The 17709-nt window shown below is 30.9% G+C and carries 14 protein-coding genes; 7 read left to right on the forward strand and 7 right to left on the reverse strand.

Translation table 11 applies throughout. From position 1 onward, the window contains the following. Nucleotides 1–15 precede the first annotated feature (15 nt). Both DFR85_RS29415 and DFR85_RS29420 read left to right on the forward strand, forming a co-directional pair. Nucleotides 16–969: a YncE family protein gene (locus DFR85_RS29415; RefSeq protein WP_110271348.1), complete on the forward strand. Its 954-nt coding sequence runs from the start codon at nucleotides 16–18 to the stop codon at nucleotides 967–969. 42 nt (nucleotides 970–1011) lie between these two features. Further along, nucleotides 1012–1845: a DMT family transporter gene (locus tag DFR85_RS29420; protein ID WP_246252908.1), complete on the forward strand. Its 834-nt coding sequence runs from the start codon at nucleotides 1012–1014 to the stop codon at nucleotides 1843–1845. Between the two features lie 30 nt (nucleotides 1846–1875). Here the strand turns inward: DFR85_RS29420 and DFR85_RS29425 are convergent, their stop codons facing one another. Continuing rightward, nucleotides 1876–2664: a DUF973 family protein gene (locus tag DFR85_RS29425; RefSeq protein ID WP_162582853.1), complete on the reverse strand. Its 789-nt coding sequence runs from the start codon at nucleotides 2662–2664 to the stop codon at nucleotides 1876–1878. A 190-nt stretch (nucleotides 2665–2854) separates the two neighbouring features. Between DFR85_RS29425 and DFR85_RS29430 the strand changes: the two genes are divergently transcribed. The 3 genes from DFR85_RS29430 (at nucleotide 2855) to DFR85_RS29440 (ending at nucleotide 8694) form a co-directional block, all read left to right on the forward strand. Next, nucleotides 2855–3394: a methyltransferase domain-containing protein gene (locus DFR85_RS29430; protein ID WP_110271351.1), complete on the forward strand. Its 540-nt coding sequence runs from the start codon at nucleotides 2855–2857 to the stop codon at nucleotides 3392–3394. A 171-nt stretch (nucleotides 3395–3565) separates the two neighbouring features. Next, nucleotides 3566–7468 (forward strand): S53 family peptidase, encoded by a 3903-nt coding sequence (locus DFR85_RS29435; protein ID WP_110271352.1) that lies wholly within the window; start codon nucleotides 3566–3568, stop codon nucleotides 7466–7468. Nucleotides 7469–8127: 659 nt separating this feature from the next. Then, nucleotides 8128–8694: a hypothetical protein gene (locus DFR85_RS29440; RefSeq protein ID WP_110271353.1), complete on the forward strand. Its 567-nt coding sequence runs from the start codon at nucleotides 8128–8130 to the stop codon at nucleotides 8692–8694. A 620-nt stretch (nucleotides 8695–9314) separates the two neighbouring features. Here DFR85_RS29440 and DFR85_RS29445 read toward each other — a convergent pair. Together DFR85_RS29445 and sso10a (DFR85_RS29450) are read right to left on the reverse strand one after the other, a co-directional pair. Beyond that, nucleotides 9315–9914, reverse strand: a complete 600-nt coding sequence (locus DFR85_RS29445; RefSeq protein ID WP_168367215.1) for a hypothetical protein — start codon at nucleotides 9912–9914, stop codon at nucleotides 9315–9317. Further along, entirely contained in the window at nucleotides 9914–10195 is a 282-nt protein-coding gene (gene sso10a, locus DFR85_RS29450; RefSeq protein WP_110271355.1) for an Sso10a family chromatin protein, read from the reverse strand. The genes DFR85_RS29445 and sso10a (DFR85_RS29450) overlap by 1 nt, the downstream gene beginning before the upstream one ends. Nucleotides 10196–10516: 321 nt before the next feature. Between sso10a (DFR85_RS29450) and sso10a (DFR85_RS29455) the strand changes: the two genes are divergently transcribed. After that, nucleotides 10517–10789 carry an Sso10a family chromatin protein gene (gene sso10a / locus DFR85_RS29455; protein ID WP_110271356.1) on the forward strand — a complete coding sequence of 91 codons (273 nt, stop codon included), beginning with the start codon at nucleotides 10517–10519 and terminating at the stop codon, nucleotides 10787–10789. Between the two features lie 392 nt (nucleotides 10790–11181). Here the strand turns inward: sso10a (DFR85_RS29455) and DFR85_RS29460 are convergent, their stop codons facing one another. From DFR85_RS29460 to DFR85_RS29475, 4 genes are all read right to left on the reverse strand, one after another. Next, entirely contained in the window at nucleotides 11182–12177 is a 996-nt protein-coding gene (locus tag DFR85_RS29460; RefSeq protein WP_110271357.1) for a hypothetical protein, read from the reverse strand. 275 nt (nucleotides 12178–12452) lie between these two features. Further along, nucleotides 12453–13139 carry a metallophosphoesterase family protein gene (locus tag DFR85_RS29465; protein WP_110271358.1) on the reverse strand — a complete coding sequence of 229 codons (687 nt, stop codon included), beginning with the start codon at nucleotides 13137–13139 and terminating at the stop codon, nucleotides 12453–12455. Between the two features lie 182 nt (nucleotides 13140–13321). Further along, nucleotides 13322–14761, reverse strand: a complete 1440-nt coding sequence (locus DFR85_RS29470) for a hypothetical protein (protein WP_110271359.1) — start codon at nucleotides 14759–14761, stop codon at nucleotides 13322–13324. 232 nt (nucleotides 14762–14993) lie between these two features. Continuing rightward, the gene (locus DFR85_RS29475; RefSeq protein WP_110271360.1) at nucleotides 14994–16055 is read right to left on the reverse strand and encodes an IS110 family RNA-guided transposase; all 1062 of its coding nucleotides are present in this window, start codon (nucleotides 16053–16055) and stop codon (nucleotides 14994–14996) included. A gap of 776 nt (nucleotides 16056–16831) precedes the next feature. Here DFR85_RS29475 and DFR85_RS29480 point away from each other — a divergent pair. Continuing rightward, nucleotides 16832–17692, forward strand: a complete 861-nt coding sequence (locus DFR85_RS29480; RefSeq protein WP_281351093.1) for an MFS transporter — start codon at nucleotides 16832–16834, stop codon at nucleotides 17690–17692. Nucleotides 17693–17709: the final 17 nt, after the last annotated feature.

Below are 17709 nucleotides of genomic sequence, written 5' to 3' on the forward strand. Positions count from 1 at the left end.
TAAAAAGCCAGAATTATGAAAATTATATTAACTCTTATAATTCTTTCAATAATTGTTTCTGTTTTAAACTTTCATGTAGGTACTCAACCTTTGGCATTGACTTCTAATCATTATTTGTTTGTCGCTAATTTTGGCTCAAATACAGTATCTGTAATTAATCCTGAAAATTTTTCTATAATAAAGAACATATCTGTGGGAAAAGGCCCTTCTTCTTTACTTTACGTTAATCAATTTTTATATGTTGCCTCTACATTATCGTCACAAATCAATATAATAGATGTAAATTCTTTAGATATTGTGAGAAATATTTCGGTATCGTATCCTTATTCTATAACTTATGATCCCCAGAACGGAGAGTTTTTTGTAAGTATCAGCGCTTTTAATGAATTGGCAATAATTAAGAACTACACGGTAGTGAATATAATAAAAATACCTCAAGGAGTTGGTAGTTTGGCTTACGATCCTAAGGATTCTCTGATTTATATTTCCGGAATTTATAATAATTCAGTTATAGTTTTCGATCCTATCAATGATTCTATAATTCGTGTAATTCATATTTATCGAACTCCAGTAAATTTAGTATATTCTGGAGGAAATATTTTTGTTACCGATCCTCATTCAAATTTTATGACTGTAATAAACACTAAAATAGAAAACGTTAGCGTAGGAGAAGGAATATTTTCTGTTGCTTACAATAAATCTGACGGCTTAATTTACGCTACCAATATTTATAATAATTCGATATTAATTTTTAAAAACGGAAATTATATAGATTCTATACCAGTGGGAATTAAACCTACTTCCGTCATCCTTTATAACGGAAAGATAATCACCACAGATTACGGCAATAATGAAATAAGTGTGATTACTACAAAAGTAAAATCAAGTTTAAACCCAATATACATACTGATTATTATTGCAGTTGTTATAGTAGTTTTAGCGTCAATCTACGGTATAAAGAGAAGGTAACGTCTAAAAAACGTTAAATATTCATAATGCTCAATTTTGAACGTGTCAAAAGTAAGCGGTTATTTATCAATAATTGGTGTAATAATTGTTTGGGGATTATCTTTTCCTTTATCTAAGCTAGCTCTATATTACATGTCTCCATTTATTTTAACTTTTTTCAGATTCTCTATAGGAGGCGTACTTTTACTTATTTACGCTAGAGGAATAGTTTTTGGTAAAAAAGAGGCAATAAATGCAATTTTAAATATGTCATTATTTGTAATCTTATTAAATTTAGCAATAAATTTATCTTCCAATCCTGCATTAGCTTCAGTCCTAATTTACACTCAGCCCATATTCGTTGTAGTCATAATAAGAATTTTGGGAGAGAGAATAAACCTATTGCAGCTTTTAGGAGTAATTATTGCTTTCTCTGGAATTTTCATTTCAGTAGATAGCGGCGATTTTAATATAGGTTCGCTTATAGCTGTCTTAGCTGCCATATTATGGGCTATAGGAACAGTGTATTATAGGAGGAATCTCATAAAGGAGAGCGTAACTAAACTTAACGCTTTTATGTCCCTTTTCTCAGCCTTATTTGCTTTACCTACAATAGGGATAGATTTCCGTTTTACCTTTAACGTTTATGGAATACTTTTTGCAATAGGCGTTGCTATAATAGCACAAGCAATGGGTTTCATATTCTGGTTCTCAAGTATTAAAAATTTGGGTCCTTTAACTTCTTCTACAATGGCTATATTAGTTCCAGTCTCTGCATACGTGTTTTCTTTTCTTATTCTAGGCAAGATACCTTCATATTTCCAAATACTTGGTTCTACATTAGCATTAATAGGAGTTATAATTAGTCAAATAGGTTTCGTAAGACTTGCTAAGTGAATTCTCTTCCAGAGTTTTTGCTTAAAAAAATTATTGGCTAACTGCTAAAATTAAGCTTTGTCCATTACTTAATTTTAATATTATATTAAAGCTCTTAGAAATTATCAATTGATCAAAACTTATCATTACATTGTTATTACCTGGAAATAGAATCTGAGGGTCTATTCTTTTCGCCACATACGTAGTACCTTGTATTTCTGCAGAAATAATGGGAATTTGGGAAGATGAAAATATTGTAGCATAAACATCATTATTCCTAAGAATACCCATACCCACTTGATGTAAAGAAACCTGGTTTGGTTGATATTGTATAGGGTTAGCTTGTACAATTTCCCCTAATCCAATATAGGATAAAATAAATCCTATTAAAGGTAATATTATTAGAGGTATTGCCATTAATATTCCTCCTATTTTGGTATTGGAATTATTAAAATATGAACCTACTAAATACGTTCCTATACCTAGGATAATTTCACCAATTACAATAATAATTTCTGCAAAGGAAGTTATTAGGAATATTATTCCTCCAATTAAAATGATCAAAGCTCCAATAGAACCTATATTGAAGTCTTTCGATAATTGCAATAATCCCTTGAATCCCTTATCTAGATTAATGTAACTATAAAATATGAATATTAATGATATAATTCCAATAACGAATCTTAATATAAAGAAATGAAGCATGAAATTTTTCATAAAAAACGCTCCAGCAAAGAGCACTCCTGCTCCTAGCAGAGATAGAATAGAAACTATCGATCCAACTACTAAAAATAATAATCCCGTTCTTATATTCCCTATACTTTCGTTAATAGAATTCATGTACATAATACCTTAATTAAATGGAAGTTTAAAAATATATTTTAGGGGCCATTAATTCGGTTTTGTATATAAACAAAACTATAAAAACCATAAAAATTTTTCATTGGAACTTCAAAAGATAATTTTAGTCGTATAAATTGATTTTTCTTTCAATAGTAACATTTTTATTTTAATAAATCTTAAAACTTTTATGTCTTCAATTTTTGATAGCATAAGATCTTGGGATATAAAGCCTTTTAGAAGGATGGGAGTTACAATTGACGAAGAAATATATTTTGCAAAATCCCTGCTTAAGGACTTTGAAGGAATTAATCCAAAGAGAATAGTTGAAATAGGAGGAGGAAATTGTGTTATTTCCTTAGTTCTAAAAAATAAACTTCAGAATGAAATTCTCTCTATAGATACATGGAATGAAGAGATAAAAATTGATGATGCTAAAAAATATTCACAAGGAAAGATAAATCTTTTAAATAATTTATTTCCATTACCTTTTAGGAGAGAGAGCGTTGATTTAGCGTATTCGGTATTGTATTTTTATAATGTACCAAGATTAACTAGGAAGAATTTAGCCGAAGACTTATTTTTAACAATTAAAAAAGGCGGATATTTTATCTTGGCAGAACCTGAAATTGTCAGAAATATGAGAAAGGATTTTTTCAATGTAGGATTTAAAGAGATATCATATAGATCGGAGCAAGCTGTGTTCTTCTCAAAAATGATTAAAGAATAATTAATCCAAAAAAGAAATTTTTATATTAAAATTTTTCTTACATAAAATTGAAATATAATAATAGATATATAATTCAATTTTTTCAAAATTATGTAATTAGACTTATAAATTTTATCAAAAGATCACTTTGTAACCTAAAAATTTTTAAATTCGAATGGTTCTTTTAGGATAATGAGTCCTAAAAAAATTTTAAGTGTTGTATTCTTAATATTTCTAGTAATATCTCCTACATTAGTTTTTCAATCATTTTCGACATCAAATAATACAATAATAAACAATGTTAAACCAATAACAGTTAAAGGATTCCATTACGTAGGGACACTTCCTAATTCTTCAAATGTAACATTCACAGTCTTTATTCCGCTTAAAAATGAAAACTTAATTTATTATTACGCATACCAAGTGTCTAACCCATTATCTCCATTGTATCATCATTTCCTAACAAAGAAGGAAGTCCAGGAATTATTCTATCCTATCAAATCCTTCAATAGAACGCTGAATTATTTAAAGAATAAAGGATTTAAGATCATATTAACTGCCTCAGATTCTGTAATAGTTGCTCAGGGAACAGTAGCTCAAGTGGAGAATTATTTAGGTCTTTATTATGAAAAGTATAGTAACGGAAGCGTAGTATATTATACCGCATACGGAAAACCTAAGATAGATGCTTACATTTTCTCATCTAATTACACTGCAATATACTTGCAGCATCCTAATTTTCTACTTACTCAAAAAACTCTTACTCAAATGGAGAAATATAGCAGAAACTTAACTGAGCCTTTCGTTGGATACTCTCCAAAAGTAATGCAAAGAGTTTACAATACTACATGGCTCTACAATAAAGGATATGAAGGGACAAACTACACTATAGGTATACTGGACTTTTATGGAGATCCAGAAATAGTTCAACAATTACATTATTTTGATAAAATATACAATTTACCAAACGTTAACTTAACTATAGTACCAATAGGTAGATATGAACCCAATTTAGGTATTCTAACAGGATGGGCATATGAAATAAGTTTAGACGTTGAAATATCTCATGTGATGGCTCCTAAATCTAATATAGTTCTATATGTAGGAAATAACGATTTGGATCTTCCAGCAGTAATAGCATATATAGACCAGCAAGACAAGGTAGACGTATTATCTCAAAGCTTTGGATTTGAAGAATCGGCATTGATTCAATCTCCGCAACTCTTATATGATATAGTAATGCTAACTAACATGTACTATGCTTTAGGTTCTGCAGAAGGTATAACTTTCTTAGCTAGTAGTGGGGATGGAGGAGGGTCTGGATATAGTTTCGGACCTTTAGGAGATATAGCTTATCCATCCGAATCGCCTTTCGTAACTGCAGTAGGCGGGACTACTACGTATGTAGATTTCCCTAATGGATCTTATCAAACTGCGTGGTCCTCTTATGGTTTTATTCCTTTCTTAGAAAATGAGGGAGGATCAACAGGAGGAGTTAGCATTATAGAACCTACACCATGGTATCAATGGGGATTATCTGTTAAAGGTTATCCTAATGGCAGGATGACTCCAGATGTTTCTGCAAATGCTAACATTTATCCGGGAATATATATAATAGCCCCTGGGAACTCTTCAATGTTGATTGGAGGAACTAGTGAAGCTTCTCCTCTTACTGCAGGGTTATTAACAGTAGAAATGCAGTATATTCATCATAAAATAGGCTTATTTAATCCATTACTGTACTATGTTGCTAAAAACGATTACGGTAAGGCAATAGAACCAGTTACCTTTGGATACAATATTCCTTGGGTAGCTAAATACGGTTATAATTTAGTAACAGGTTGGGGAACGATTAATGCTGGAGAACTAGCTACTTACCTATCTCAAATAAAAATTACTCCGTCTATAAGTATAGAAGTAAACGTAACAAATTCTTCAGGATTGGCTCCAAGGGAATTTTATCCAGGACAGGTAATGTATGTTTGGGCAAATATAACTAACGGCTCAACAATAACTTCTGGAAACTTCCATGTTAGTTTAGAAACTATACAAGGTAATGTAACATCACAAAAAATGTTCTATAATTCTACAGCTAAACTATGGGAGGCTAAAGTAATAGTTCCTCAAAATTCTAACGGAATAACTTTCGTAAATGTGTATGGAGATCACGCAATAGGATTTACTGTAACATTTACGGGATTTATAGTAGAGTTCCAACAGTGCTTCCTATTTGGCCCTTCAAATGGAAAAGTACCTTATACTGCTTATGTATATAATATTTATGGTATTACAATGAATGTTACTAAAGAATTAAACGTTAGCGTGTATTCATATAATATCACGACCAACCTTTACACTAAAGTAGGAACTTATACTTTTAATCAAAGTTCTGGTTATATTTACAAGATAATAGAAATTAATGGTACCTTTACGGTAATTAGAATCCCAACAGTTTACTATTCTGGGAACGTTTCTTTACCAGAAGGAGTTTACGCAATCGAACCAGATCAATTTTACGGTTTTACCTTCGGAATTAACGGTGACATATCTCAAGGAAATTGGATAATATTATCTCACATAGTTTCAATGCCTGGAGTTGTTTCGCCTGGACAAACAATTTACATTGACGGTGTACCGAATAACTTTGGAGCAAATATTACTGCCAAATTAGTTAATCCACAAGGCATAGCGGTAAGTCAAGTATCAATTCCGCCTACAGTAATAATTATGGACGGTTTAGGATTTTTGACGTGGGAAGGATTTCTAAAAGTGCCTTCTAACGCTTCACCAGGTTTGTACTCTGTCCTACTGTTCTCTACGGTTCCAACACATAATGGTAGCAGAATTGATGGGTACTTCTACGGTCAATTATACGTTTCTCCTGCAGTTTCAGAAGTTCACGCAAATGTTTCTAAATACGTATTTGAAGGATCTCAAGTGAAAATTTATGCTAATATAACATACTCTAACGGTACAGAAGTTAAGTACGGTATATTCTCTTCAATAGTCTATCCTAAGATATATGAAAGCGAAGCAACTACAATAGAGCTAGATGATGAATTCAATGTACCTTTATACTATAATTCAACACTTAATTTGTGGGTAGGAGAATTCAATGTACCTTCGTCCCAAAATCTTGGTAATTTAACTTATTACGGAACTCAATATTATGGTGGTCCATTAGAAATTCTGATATTTGGTAATGCTTATAATGGATATCCTACCAATGTTACATATAAGGATCAATATACAATATACGCTTTACCATATACAGAAATTTCTAACTCCTTCCTAACTAACGTTCAACCATTTAACGTCTATTTGAATAACGATACTTTAATGATAAATAAATTAACTATAGATAATGCTATTTTGAATAACGATACAATATACGGAGATTTAACTATAACCTATTCTAACTTAACAAATATAAAAATTGTAGATAGTAACGTTACACTGATATCATCGAACGTAAGAAACATAACGGTAATACATGGTCACGTTAATTTAATAAATTCCAAAGTTCAAAATATGATTCTAAATACTTCATCTGTTGATAACCAGGATTCTGTAATTTCAGGAATATATCCTAGCTTGCCTAACATAACTATTATAAGTCCTTCACCGTTGTCTAATATAACTGGCAAGTTTACTCTAACTTTTGAAATTAAAGGGAGTGAAATCAAGGATGTTCAAATTTACATTAATAATGTGTCATTATCTATCTTAGAAAAAATTTATCCGTATCTTAATGTGAGTTTAAACAATTCTGATAACGTTTCAAAAATTACTTTAAATTCTACAGCATTACCTGACGGAACGTATGAAATAAAGGTAGTAGCACAGCAGGCCGATGGTTTAACTACCTCTAAAAGCATAGTAGTTAATTTTGCTAATAAACTAAATCAGGAGCAAAATCAAATTACTTCGTTAAACCAAAGCATAAATAACATTATTAGTAAAGCTAACAATGAAATAAATTCTCTCAAATCTCAAATGAACTCATTAGAGACCAGGAACACAATTCTTACTATATTAGCAATAATTTTAGCTATAATAGCGATTGCTGTAGCAATTATAGTAAGGAAAAGATAAATATTTTTTTAAATCCTCCTAAAAATTAAGTAGTCCTTTTACGTTTAATTATGATTTTTTATTTATATTTTTTAGAGCATTGTTGTATATTTCTAAAAAATTTTCTAACTATCGCTATTCAATTATAAATTCTCAAAATTATAATATAAATAATGGATTGCTCATTTAAATATTAGATGATAAAGGAATTATGGATGTTAAAAAATCTTTTTTAAAGAAAATGTCATTGTCAATTAATAAAATCTTGATGCAGAAACAGAAATGTTTAATAAAAATGACATATCTTCATTATATTTTGCCAGTTTCAAAACATAGAAAATCTAAGAAAACCGTACCCAGCTGCATTAGAAATACTTAAGCATTGTAATCCTATTAAGAGAATGATAAAATGTTCAATTTTAGCTATAACTTCTGTGAAAAACGAATTTAATAGCTATATTGTTATTATGATATTTATAAAATTTTATCAATGAAATAAAATGATCTGTAACAAAGTTATATCTAAATGTTGATATAGTATCAAAAATTGAGTATCAAAATTATAAGTTTATTAAATAAAGTATCGGCATTTCAGAAAATGTTTAAAGAAGTTATTAACTTCATAGAAAAATGAGAAAGAAAATTTATTAATTCCAAATCTAGTAGTGAGAAGAGATAATATGGAAAAGACATTTCAAATGGATAATGTAGATCTTAAGGCAATTCATGATAAAATTATGAGTGAAATTCAAAGTAACGGATTAGAAGTACACAGGGATGAATGGAGAGATAACGGATTTAAAATTCTGGTAAGAAGGGGAGAAGAAAGAGGTGAAGTAGAAGTCTTTAATGATTGGGGAAGTTTAAGGTTAATAACACGCGATAGATTAGAATGGGACCTAATGAATATGATCGAACCTCTAATGAACCAAGGACCTCAATCTATTACACAACAATCACAAAATTCTGTACCTCAACCTCCAAATATTCAACCTTCGCCGCATCCTCAATTTCAACAGCCCATGAATTATCCAAAACAGGACCAACAAGCATATACTCAGCAGCCCTATCAGCAACCACAGCAATTACCCAGTGTAGTGCAAGTTCCTGAACATCAACAAATAGTAAATATCCTAATGCAAAATAATTATCAAATCGAAGTAAATACTACAAATGGACAGACTTTCTTCGTTAGAGGTAGAAAAGGAAATTATGTAATAGATATTGAAGGTAGACCTCAACCATAGAATTTTTTATATAACTATTTATGTTATATTTCTATTAGAAAGAATTATATGGACTGTTAATTTTCATAGTACTACTCATAGATTTCGTGAAAAATCTTGATTTCCATTATTGAGTTTATAAATTTTCTTAATAAACTTCCATATTTTTATGACAAAATGGAACATTATTTTATCATAATATTTTAAACAACATTAAGAATAAGGAACATTAATATAAAAATTATTTAAAATGACTCTAATATAACAACACAATCATTTACAGTATTTTATGTATTCTTATATGATATAGAAAAAGTTTATAAGAAAAAGTATATGGTTACTATTAAACTGGCAATAAAATGTATAGAGTTATATTGTTATAGGATAAAAAGTCTATAATTACTTTGTTTAGATTTATACGTTGTGGATCGCTTCAGAATTATACCATTGAGTTAAAAGTAAACTATACGGTTCTATTGAGAAAAACTGAAGTAATAAAACGGAAATGACGTTGAACTTGCTTTAATCTAGATATAGACTTAGAATTTAAAAAGAACTTAATATTTAGTAAAATATAAGAATTCCATAAAGCAAACACTCTTACAACTTTTAATTCTATTGAATTCAATGAATTATTCAAATTAACTATTGTCTTTGATATTAAATTTCTTTTTATAATTATCTATCTCATTCTGAATTTTAGAAAGAGAAATTCCGATATATGAGAGAGAACCTATTGATAAGAAGAATGAAAAAATATCTACACTAAAAAGATAAGGTAAGATAGAAGAATAAGGAATAGTAAAAGATGTAATAAGATATATTAAGGAAAGAAGTATAGATGGAAAAGATACAATTATAAATACAAATTTGAATTTATCAATATCCTTAGATAGATTTTCTAATCTAAAAACATCCTTCCCTGCATTAAGTAAATCTTGAACTTCTGCTATAACTCCTTGGAGTCTTTCATAGATTTTTTCTGCCATGGTCTTTGTATCTAAGTTATTCTTATTTAGAGAATAGTATAATATAACTTCTTCTATAAGTTCAGAAGTTTTTCCGGAATAAAAGTTAGATGCTTTATCTAAAAAGTTTGCTATAGATAAGTATAGATATTTCTCCTTCATCTGTTGAGCTTGTTTTTTTGCACTAATATAAGCATAAATAATTATTATTGCAAAAGCTAGAGAAGATAAAAACATTAAAAAAGAAGCTAATCTGAAAAACAAGATTTTCACTATATTGGTTCCTTCAACTTCGACGAAATTTCATCTAATTCTTTTTTCTTTTCTCTGAAAGTTCTAAGAATATCTAGGAATTTCATTCCTTTTTCAGTTACGAAGAATTTGTCATCTTTCTTCAATATTAACTGTTTTTCAACAAGAACGTCTACATATTTTTTTAGGACTTCAAAACTTAAGTTAGCATTATACATTAATCTAGTCTTTTTTACACCAGGTTTGCAAGTAACTAATATATCATAAATTATATCGTAAGATGATCTCTTTTTCCTTTCCATAGACTTACTTTCGGGATTGTATATATATTTATTTACGTAAAATTGTAGGGCTAAAATCTACAAGATTATCTTTAGATCTTCTATAATATTTTAGTTTTGTATTATATATTTTTCATTAAACCGAAAAATTGAAAGTTGAATTTTCATATAGTTTAAGGAATTTCTTACTTTAAATAATTACTATATCCAGTTTTCATTAAACAAACAATTTTCATCTATAACTTAGAATACTTATTAGAGCATTTTAGTTAATAGTTAAGATAATTCTTAGATTGAAATCTACAATAAATTTTATTTATAATTTATCTATATAATATAGACATGCTCAAGAGGGACAAATATAGAATAACTTATGAAATACTGAAAAACTGTAGATTGAATATGAGTAAGACTAGGCTTATGTTTGCGTGTAACTTAAATTATGTCATATTAACAAAATATATAAACGAACTTATAGCTAAAGGGTTAATTATAGAAGATCAAGGAAAATATACGCTAACTCCAAAAGGATTAGAGTTTTTAAAATTATTAGATACATATATTAAATTAAACGAAGAAATTAATAAGTTAGAAAATTTACTGTACAACTTTTGACAAAAAATAACTAGAAGATAACTCGCTTTTTAAATACAAAGAGTGACATTCTTCCATATAATATGTTTTAAAATTTTCTAAACAATTTAGGTTTATTTTTCAAAGTAAATATTTGTGGTAATTTTAAATTAGTATTGATGGCTGACTTATCTAAAAATTTCATAAACTTATGAGCTTTAATTCTTATTATAGATTATATCTCTATAATCAGTATAATTGATGATAAAGCAGTCTCTGTTTTTTCTTTAATTTGAAAACTAAATCGATAACCCTTTCTACGCAAATTCAATAACCTTCTATTTAAAGTAACTAATTCTATTAAATATGCCATAAATACAATATTCAGTATAATAAACTTTGCATTTTTATTTTAAAAATATATTGATCCCTTATCAAAAAAGGAATAGTCCTACTTCAGGCTCAAGTCCCATAATCCTAAAAGTAGCTAGACTAGCTTTTGGCACATAATACTCTTCAATACCATGTTCGGGGTGAACTAACGTTATTGTCTGAGGTTTCACTATAAGAATATTTGCTAAATTTATTTCAGCTCCCAATAAAATCCCTGAAATCTTTATTGCATGAGGTGTAGTATAGTGCCCTAATTTTATATATAATTTTTGCTCGTTAGAATAAACGTATTCAAGAAAATTCTTATAATTACTTTGGATTTTTAGCCTTCTGAATTTTTCAACTGCGTTATCAATATCTATAAATCTAATGCATTTTTCCCTTCTCGGATCTAATATTCTCCTTTTTTCATAAATATCAGGAACTTCGAAAGTAAAATATTTCATTAATTGTTTTTCTATTTTCCTCAACACTTTAATAGAATATTTTAATTTATCTTCTGACGCAGAAGTTCTTAGAATAAAATCCATCATTTCTGTATATATTGATGTTAGCTGCTCAACTTTTCTTACATCTTCATCTTGATATAGCTTGCTTCTCAAGAAAGAGTTAGTTAAGTCTTGTAGATTAGACGATGCTATAAAATTGGAAATATCTTCTTCAGTATTAAATACTTCTCTAACTTCCATTACAAGATCTCCTTGAACCCTTATCCCTATACCTTTTTTATATTCAAAGGTTTCATAGGAATGATAATCGAAACCCATACATCTTCTTATTTGGAATTTAGCTTCGTCTGGATAATATTCCGAAACATAACAGTGTCTTCTCACTGGCATTACGAACATTTTTCCAGTAGATGAGTCCTTACCCATTACGAAATTTACTGGAAAAGACTCACCTTTATCTGAGTCTCCCAATTCAAAATAATAATATTCATCGACTTTCCTAACTCTTTCCTTTAGCTTGTTGGCTAAAATAAACCGTACATAATGTTGAATACTTAAAAAGTCGTTTTCCTTAAAATCTAGGCTCATTCAATCTAGGCCTCTACTCCTAATTGTAGTGAGGTCTATCACCTTTTCATCTGAGCCTTTCTCCTTTATTTCATCTTTTTGTTTTAACTGGGTTGTTTGCATAATTATAAATGCGTTATATTATACTTAAGTATTTCCTTTTAAAAGTTTTCAATTTTTGAGCAGAGAGTAACGGTATATACTACACATAATTAGTATAGAATACGTAAAATTCTGTTAACTTTTTACTTTATAGTATTTTAAATTAAACATAACTTTATATAGAAATAGTTAGGTTAAAAATTTAAAGAAAATATTTCCTTATTGTCTTTATACACTGTTACTTTATTTTCCTCAGATTCCAATATTCCATAACATCTATAAATCTGAGAACTGTCTACTCTAAGATATTTAGTTCCTGAAGGAAATTGATAGTATGAATAGCAACCAGCAGTCATGTGTCCATTAAAGAATAATCTGGGTTTCAAATCTTCAACAGCTTCAAACACTAACTCATTGTAATCATCCGCTCTCATTTTAGGATATATGTCAGGGATATATGGAGGCTGATGAGTTATTAAAACGTCTAATTTCGGAACAGAATTTTTTATTCTATAAATAGCATTCATGAATTGTGTTGGTGTAGTTAAAGGTATTCCTTTAATACTATTTTCTCCTATAAGGCCGTTAATTCCTGCTATTTTCAAACCACCAACTTCGAAAACCTTACCGTTAGGCATTGCGTATGTTTCTATTACTGGGAAGTTTTCATGATTACCGTAGATAGTGAATAGTTTAACCTTAGAATTTATTTTCCTAAAATCCTCAGGAGTCATTCCCTCGTCCCAGTCTCCTGCAGAAATAAGTACCTCAGGCTCAGTCTTATCTATTATTTCTAATAACCATTCTACAGCTACTGACTCGTCGTATCCCTTATAGAAGTTGAACGATTTATGAACGTCGCTAACTAGTAGGAATCTCATCGTTTTATATAGAGAGGAGTACTTAATTAGATTAACTTGTCTTTAGATTAACTTAGTCCTTTATACCTTAAAGCAATATTATTGTAAGGGAAATATAATCTCATAAAATAACGCACCAAATAAAAGAAAATAATATCCGTTATTAATATAAAATAATTAATGATATTAAAAATACGTCGAATTTAAGAGTTTTCTTGAACCATCTGATTATTCATAACATACCATAACAATATTGAGTAATAACTATGAGTGCCAGCTATGTGGAATTGTAACAGTATTTGAACACTAAGTTGCGGAACCTCATTAGTCTGGGAAGTATAATAATATAGAAAAGTTATTATATCGGCAGCAGGAATTAGAACGTTTTCTTTCACTATTTTAAACTGACTAGGCTCCAAAACAATAGGATTAGAGAGAGTCTTATTTACAGTGAAGGTAGTAAAAGTTCCAGTAGATGGAACAGATTGCATAAATGTATTATATTGATATACCATCTGCATAGTTATAAGAAAATAGTTAAAAGACTCTTGCGTTACTCCCCTATTGCTCATTATTAGGAATATACTGGCATTAAAAGGAGGAACTATCAATCCTTTAACTACTATAGAAGCATTTTCGAACATTACGAAATTATTAATAGAATCTAGAGATATTGCTGGCATTTCTGTAGTATTATATATGTTTGAATTCAAAACAAAACCATTAATATAGAACGGAGCTATGCACTGTAGTTCATTCGAAATATCATTCGAAGATAGAAGTGTTATTTTACCGTGATTAAAACCAGAAACCATTATATTAGTTTGAGTAGGCGACACTGAAATATTTACTGGAACAGAATAATTATATATTGAGAGTATATTATAATACATACTATTAACTGAATATTGCACTAACCTGGAAAAGCTTAGCTGAGATTTACTTATATTAGGGAATTCACCTTGAATATATTCCACATATACGTTATTTAAGGTAATCTGATTCCAACCTTTACTGTAATTATATAAAATCAAGTTTGTAGGTGAATCTATTGTAACATTGAAAGATCTAGACAATAGTGAAATCTTCCATACGCTTCCATTATGCCAATTTAGTGTTCCATTAATGAAGATGTTGTGCCCATGATAATCTGTCTCATTTAGTTTTAATAATGCAAGATTATAGTTGTAACATATTGAGATAATACCGTAAAAAGAATTATTTCCGAAGGATATGTTTGTATCGTATTGATTATGAGAATTTAATTCCGTAGGAAAAGTTATAGTTCCGTTAAAACCAGACAAATTCATATATCCTAATCCTAAAGGCATAGTGTAATTCCCTATTATTTCACCGTTGAATGTTCCATTGTATATTCCATTGTTATCAAAAACATTCTCTAAAAAAGGTACTACGGTAGTATAAGGAGGAAAACCTTTGTCAGAATCCTGAGAAATGGAAATGTTCTGAGGTTTCTCAAACACATCTTGTAAAAATAGGTCAAGAAAAGTATCTGGTGTCGTAAAGCTTCCTAAAGAATTAAGTAAATCCACTTTGTTTATAGAAACGTTAATTTCTGTAGAATTACTATATACCGTAATAGTATCCGACAATTGAGCGTTCTTACTAATAGTCTGAGACAATGGATAAACTACAAAAACATTTCCTAAACTAGTTTCAATTTCAAGCTGATCGTAAGCGTAAGTAGAATTTACCTTAATAGCTATAGCAGGATATCCGAAATAGTAAGGAGCGTCATATGTTGTTATCTTAACAAGGGGCGTTCAGTAATAAATATTTTGGTTGAACTTCAAGCATAATGTCAACTAAGATTGCCACGTGTACCTTTCAATCCACGTGGCGATTTGGGGAGGATCACTTGGGCTCATAAGGCTTATTATTATACCAAACACTCCAAATTATTCTAGCCAATTTCCTGGCTAAAGCAGTGTACAACTTCTTTCCCTTCAACTTTTCCTTATGGTTCTCGTAAAATTCTAGTAATGTAGGATTACGAGAATAATTCATCTCAGCGAGGAAGTAGAGCAAGCTGCGCAAGTACTTATTACCCTTCTTCGATATTCCCTTACTTACAGTAGCTTTACCGCTCCTCTCAACTATTGGGTCTAAACCACAGTAGGCTACGAAGGACTCAGGGTTAGGAAAGCGTTTAATGTCCCCAACAATGCCTATTATTATTCCCGAAGAAAGTTTCCCTATTCCCGGTATAGTTAATAGAACGTGATTTTCAGACTGTGATTGTATCATTTTCTCTACTTCTTTTATTTTCTCGCTTGTTTCCAGTAGTGCTTTAGATAATACTTCGATTTCTTCAAGTACGATCTTTGTGTACTCTAAGTTGTATAATTGTATTTTGAAGTTTCCTTTAGAGAATTCTTCAAGCATTTCCTTGCTTATTTTTTCCTCGTCACTGACTAGGAATAGTGCTCTTTTTACCCTGTTCTTGTACTTTGCTTCAAGGTCTTTTAGGAAGATATATAGTGTTACTAGTTCTTTCAATGGGTTGTAGTTGTACTCCTTTGCCTTGTTTGCCATGTTTATTAGTTTTTGTGCGTCGTAAAAATCTGTTTTCTTTCCTCTCAAGTCCTTCTCCTTCCATAGTATATTTGGGCTTACTTGTAGTATCTTGATCCCTTTTTCCTTGAAGTATTGACATGGTTTTATTGAGTATGCTCCTGTCGGTTCGACCACTATTGTGTTTAGTTTCACTTTTAGTATTTCTTCATAACCCTTCTTGTTGTTCTCGTAGACCCTCCCCTCACTCGTTACTAGATGATCTTTTGATATGTCTATTCCTAGGATCCCTACCTCTTTATCACACCTATATCCGTGCATATTATCACAATGTTCAGTCCGATAGTAGGGATTTGTCACGCCCCCTCTCGAAGACTTTGCTTCAGTCAAAGGGTCGACCATGTTTCCCAGTTGGAGAGTATTACTCTCCCCAACTAATTAATCTATATAGGTTCAAAGGGGGCGGAAGACTCCATCCGTAAGGGTGGAGATGAATAGGCTCCACATGCTTCGCCTCTAACATGGCTAGGCGATAGCTTGAAGAGCCGAGGAAACCACTCGATAGAGGTTAACTTTAGGATCTTCACTTTGTATGTGTAATACTCTTTTTCTAATTCTTGAATTTTTCTATAATACGCGTTGTATTGTTAATTTTGTTAGGAGATAGTGCGAACTAACTATGAGAACGTCCCCTTAAATTTTTGCACACTCCTACTCGGGATGTTGTCCCACATGTTAGATCGCGGGGGACGTATAGCCAGCCTCCCACATGGGGTTTTATCCCCATGCCCACTTTCGGCTTGTGTTATTTTCTTGTTCTCTTTATAAAAGTTTTACTCTTGTAAGGCTTGTCTTCTTGTTTAGGAGTGTTGTTCGTGAAAATCGCCGTAGGAGCCCCCTTTGTAGTTACATTTAAATACGTATTTTTCAAATATTCTCTTAATGGCAGTCACTGACGGAGTAAGCGTCACTGAGACGCCTTGGTTAAAGCGAGGGTCTATGTGGTACGCCTCTGCTCCATTCAACAGTCCCATATTGGGATACTGTGGGTTCACATTAGTGCTCGGGGTCGGAACGACCCTTAGTGCCTGTGGAGCTGAGACCTCTACCTTTGGCAAGCCTCGGCTTTGAAGCAGGAAGCCACGTCCGTTAGGGCGGAGTAGTTCACCATTGCCGCAATACCCCCAATTATACTTCTATTATTAAGAAGAAAAATGCCAGAGAGTATCAGATGGGCCGCCGAAGTAGGGAATAAGAAAAAAGTAGAGGAAGCCGTAAAGAGACTGGAGAAATGTGGCTTAGAACCTGAGGTTAATTTTGACGCAATTCAAGAAGACAAACCTACATTAAAGCAAAATCTCAAAGCATTCTTCAGTAGGACATATGCTAGACAAGTAGCCTTCATTTTCTGGATTGGTGCAGCATACGCTTTGACAGTCAACTTAGTTTCAGTATACTCTAGTAAGGTTCTCTCAGATTTAGGAGCTTCGTCCTTTGAATCCCTATTAGGTACTCTGAGTATAGATATTTTAGGAACTTTTGGAGTTTTAATAACAGTATTTGCGGCGGACAAATTAGGGAGAAAGGTCCTAGGCACACTAGGTTTTGGACTTTCTGCAATTCCATTGGCGGTACTTTACGTGGCCTATTTGATGGGTTTCCTATCGATTCCTTTAGTAGTAGCAATGTTCTCATTATTCTTCCTTATAAATGTAGGATTTGTAGGTACTTTACAATACGTTCCAGCAGGAGAAGTATTTCCTACAAGATTAAGGGGACTATCAGTAGGTTGGGAGAAATTATTCGAATTCGGTTTAGCTTTGCCAGCATTGTCGTTGTATGCATTTCTAGGAGTAGCGAATTCATTACTTTATGATATAATAGTTGCAATAATTGCAGCAGCAATATATTACTTCCTCTCGTTAGAAACTAAACAAATGCCATTAGAAGAGATACAAAGAAGATATACTGGAAATGAAGGAATACCTAGCTTTGCATTAAAAGACATAGCAAGAAGCAAGGATAAGGATAAGTTATAAACTTTTTATATCTTTTT

The sequence above is a fragment of the Acidianus brierleyi genome, from assembly GCF_003201835.2.
Taxonomy (GTDB): Archaea; Thermoproteota; Thermoprotei_A; order Sulfolobales; family Sulfolobaceae; genus Aramenus; species Aramenus brierleyi.

Bases quoted from the DNA above. Each gene is read 5' to 3' on its own strand.
- DFR85_RS29415 (WP_110271348.1), top strand. From the start codon at position 16: ATGAAAATTATATTAACTCTTATAATTCTTTCAATAATTGTTTCTGTT.
- DFR85_RS29425 (WP_162582853.1), bottom strand. From the start codon at position 2,664: ATGAATTCTATTAACGAAAGTATAGGGAATATAAGAACGGGATTATTA.
- DFR85_RS29430 (WP_110271351.1), top strand. From the start codon at position 2,855: ATGTCTTCAATTTTTGATAGCATAAGATCTTGGGATATAAAGCCTTTT.
- DFR85_RS29435 (WP_110271352.1), top strand. From the start codon at position 3,566: ATGAGTCCTAAAAAAATTTTAAGTGTTGTATTCTTAATATTTCTAGTA.
- DFR85_RS29440 (WP_110271353.1), top strand. From the start codon at position 8,128: ATGGAAAAGACATTTCAAATGGATAATGTAGATCTTAAGGCAATTCAT.
- sso10a (WP_110271355.1), bottom strand. From the start codon at position 10,195: ATGGAAAGGAAAAAGAGATCATCTTACGATATAATTTATGATATATTA.
- sso10a (WP_110271356.1), top strand. From the start codon at position 10,517: ATGCTCAAGAGGGACAAATATAGAATAACTTATGAAATACTGAAAAAC.
- DFR85_RS29460 (WP_110271357.1), bottom strand. From the start codon at position 12,177: ATGAGCCTAGATTTTAAGGAAAACGACTTTTTAAGTATTCAACATTAT.
- DFR85_RS29465 (WP_110271358.1), bottom strand. From the start codon at position 13,139: ATGAGATTCCTACTAGTTAGCGACGTTCATAAATCGTTCAACTTCTAT.
- DFR85_RS29475 (WP_110271360.1), bottom strand. From the start codon at position 16,055: ATGGTCGACCCTTTGACTGAAGCAAAGTCTTCGAGAGGGGGCGTGACA.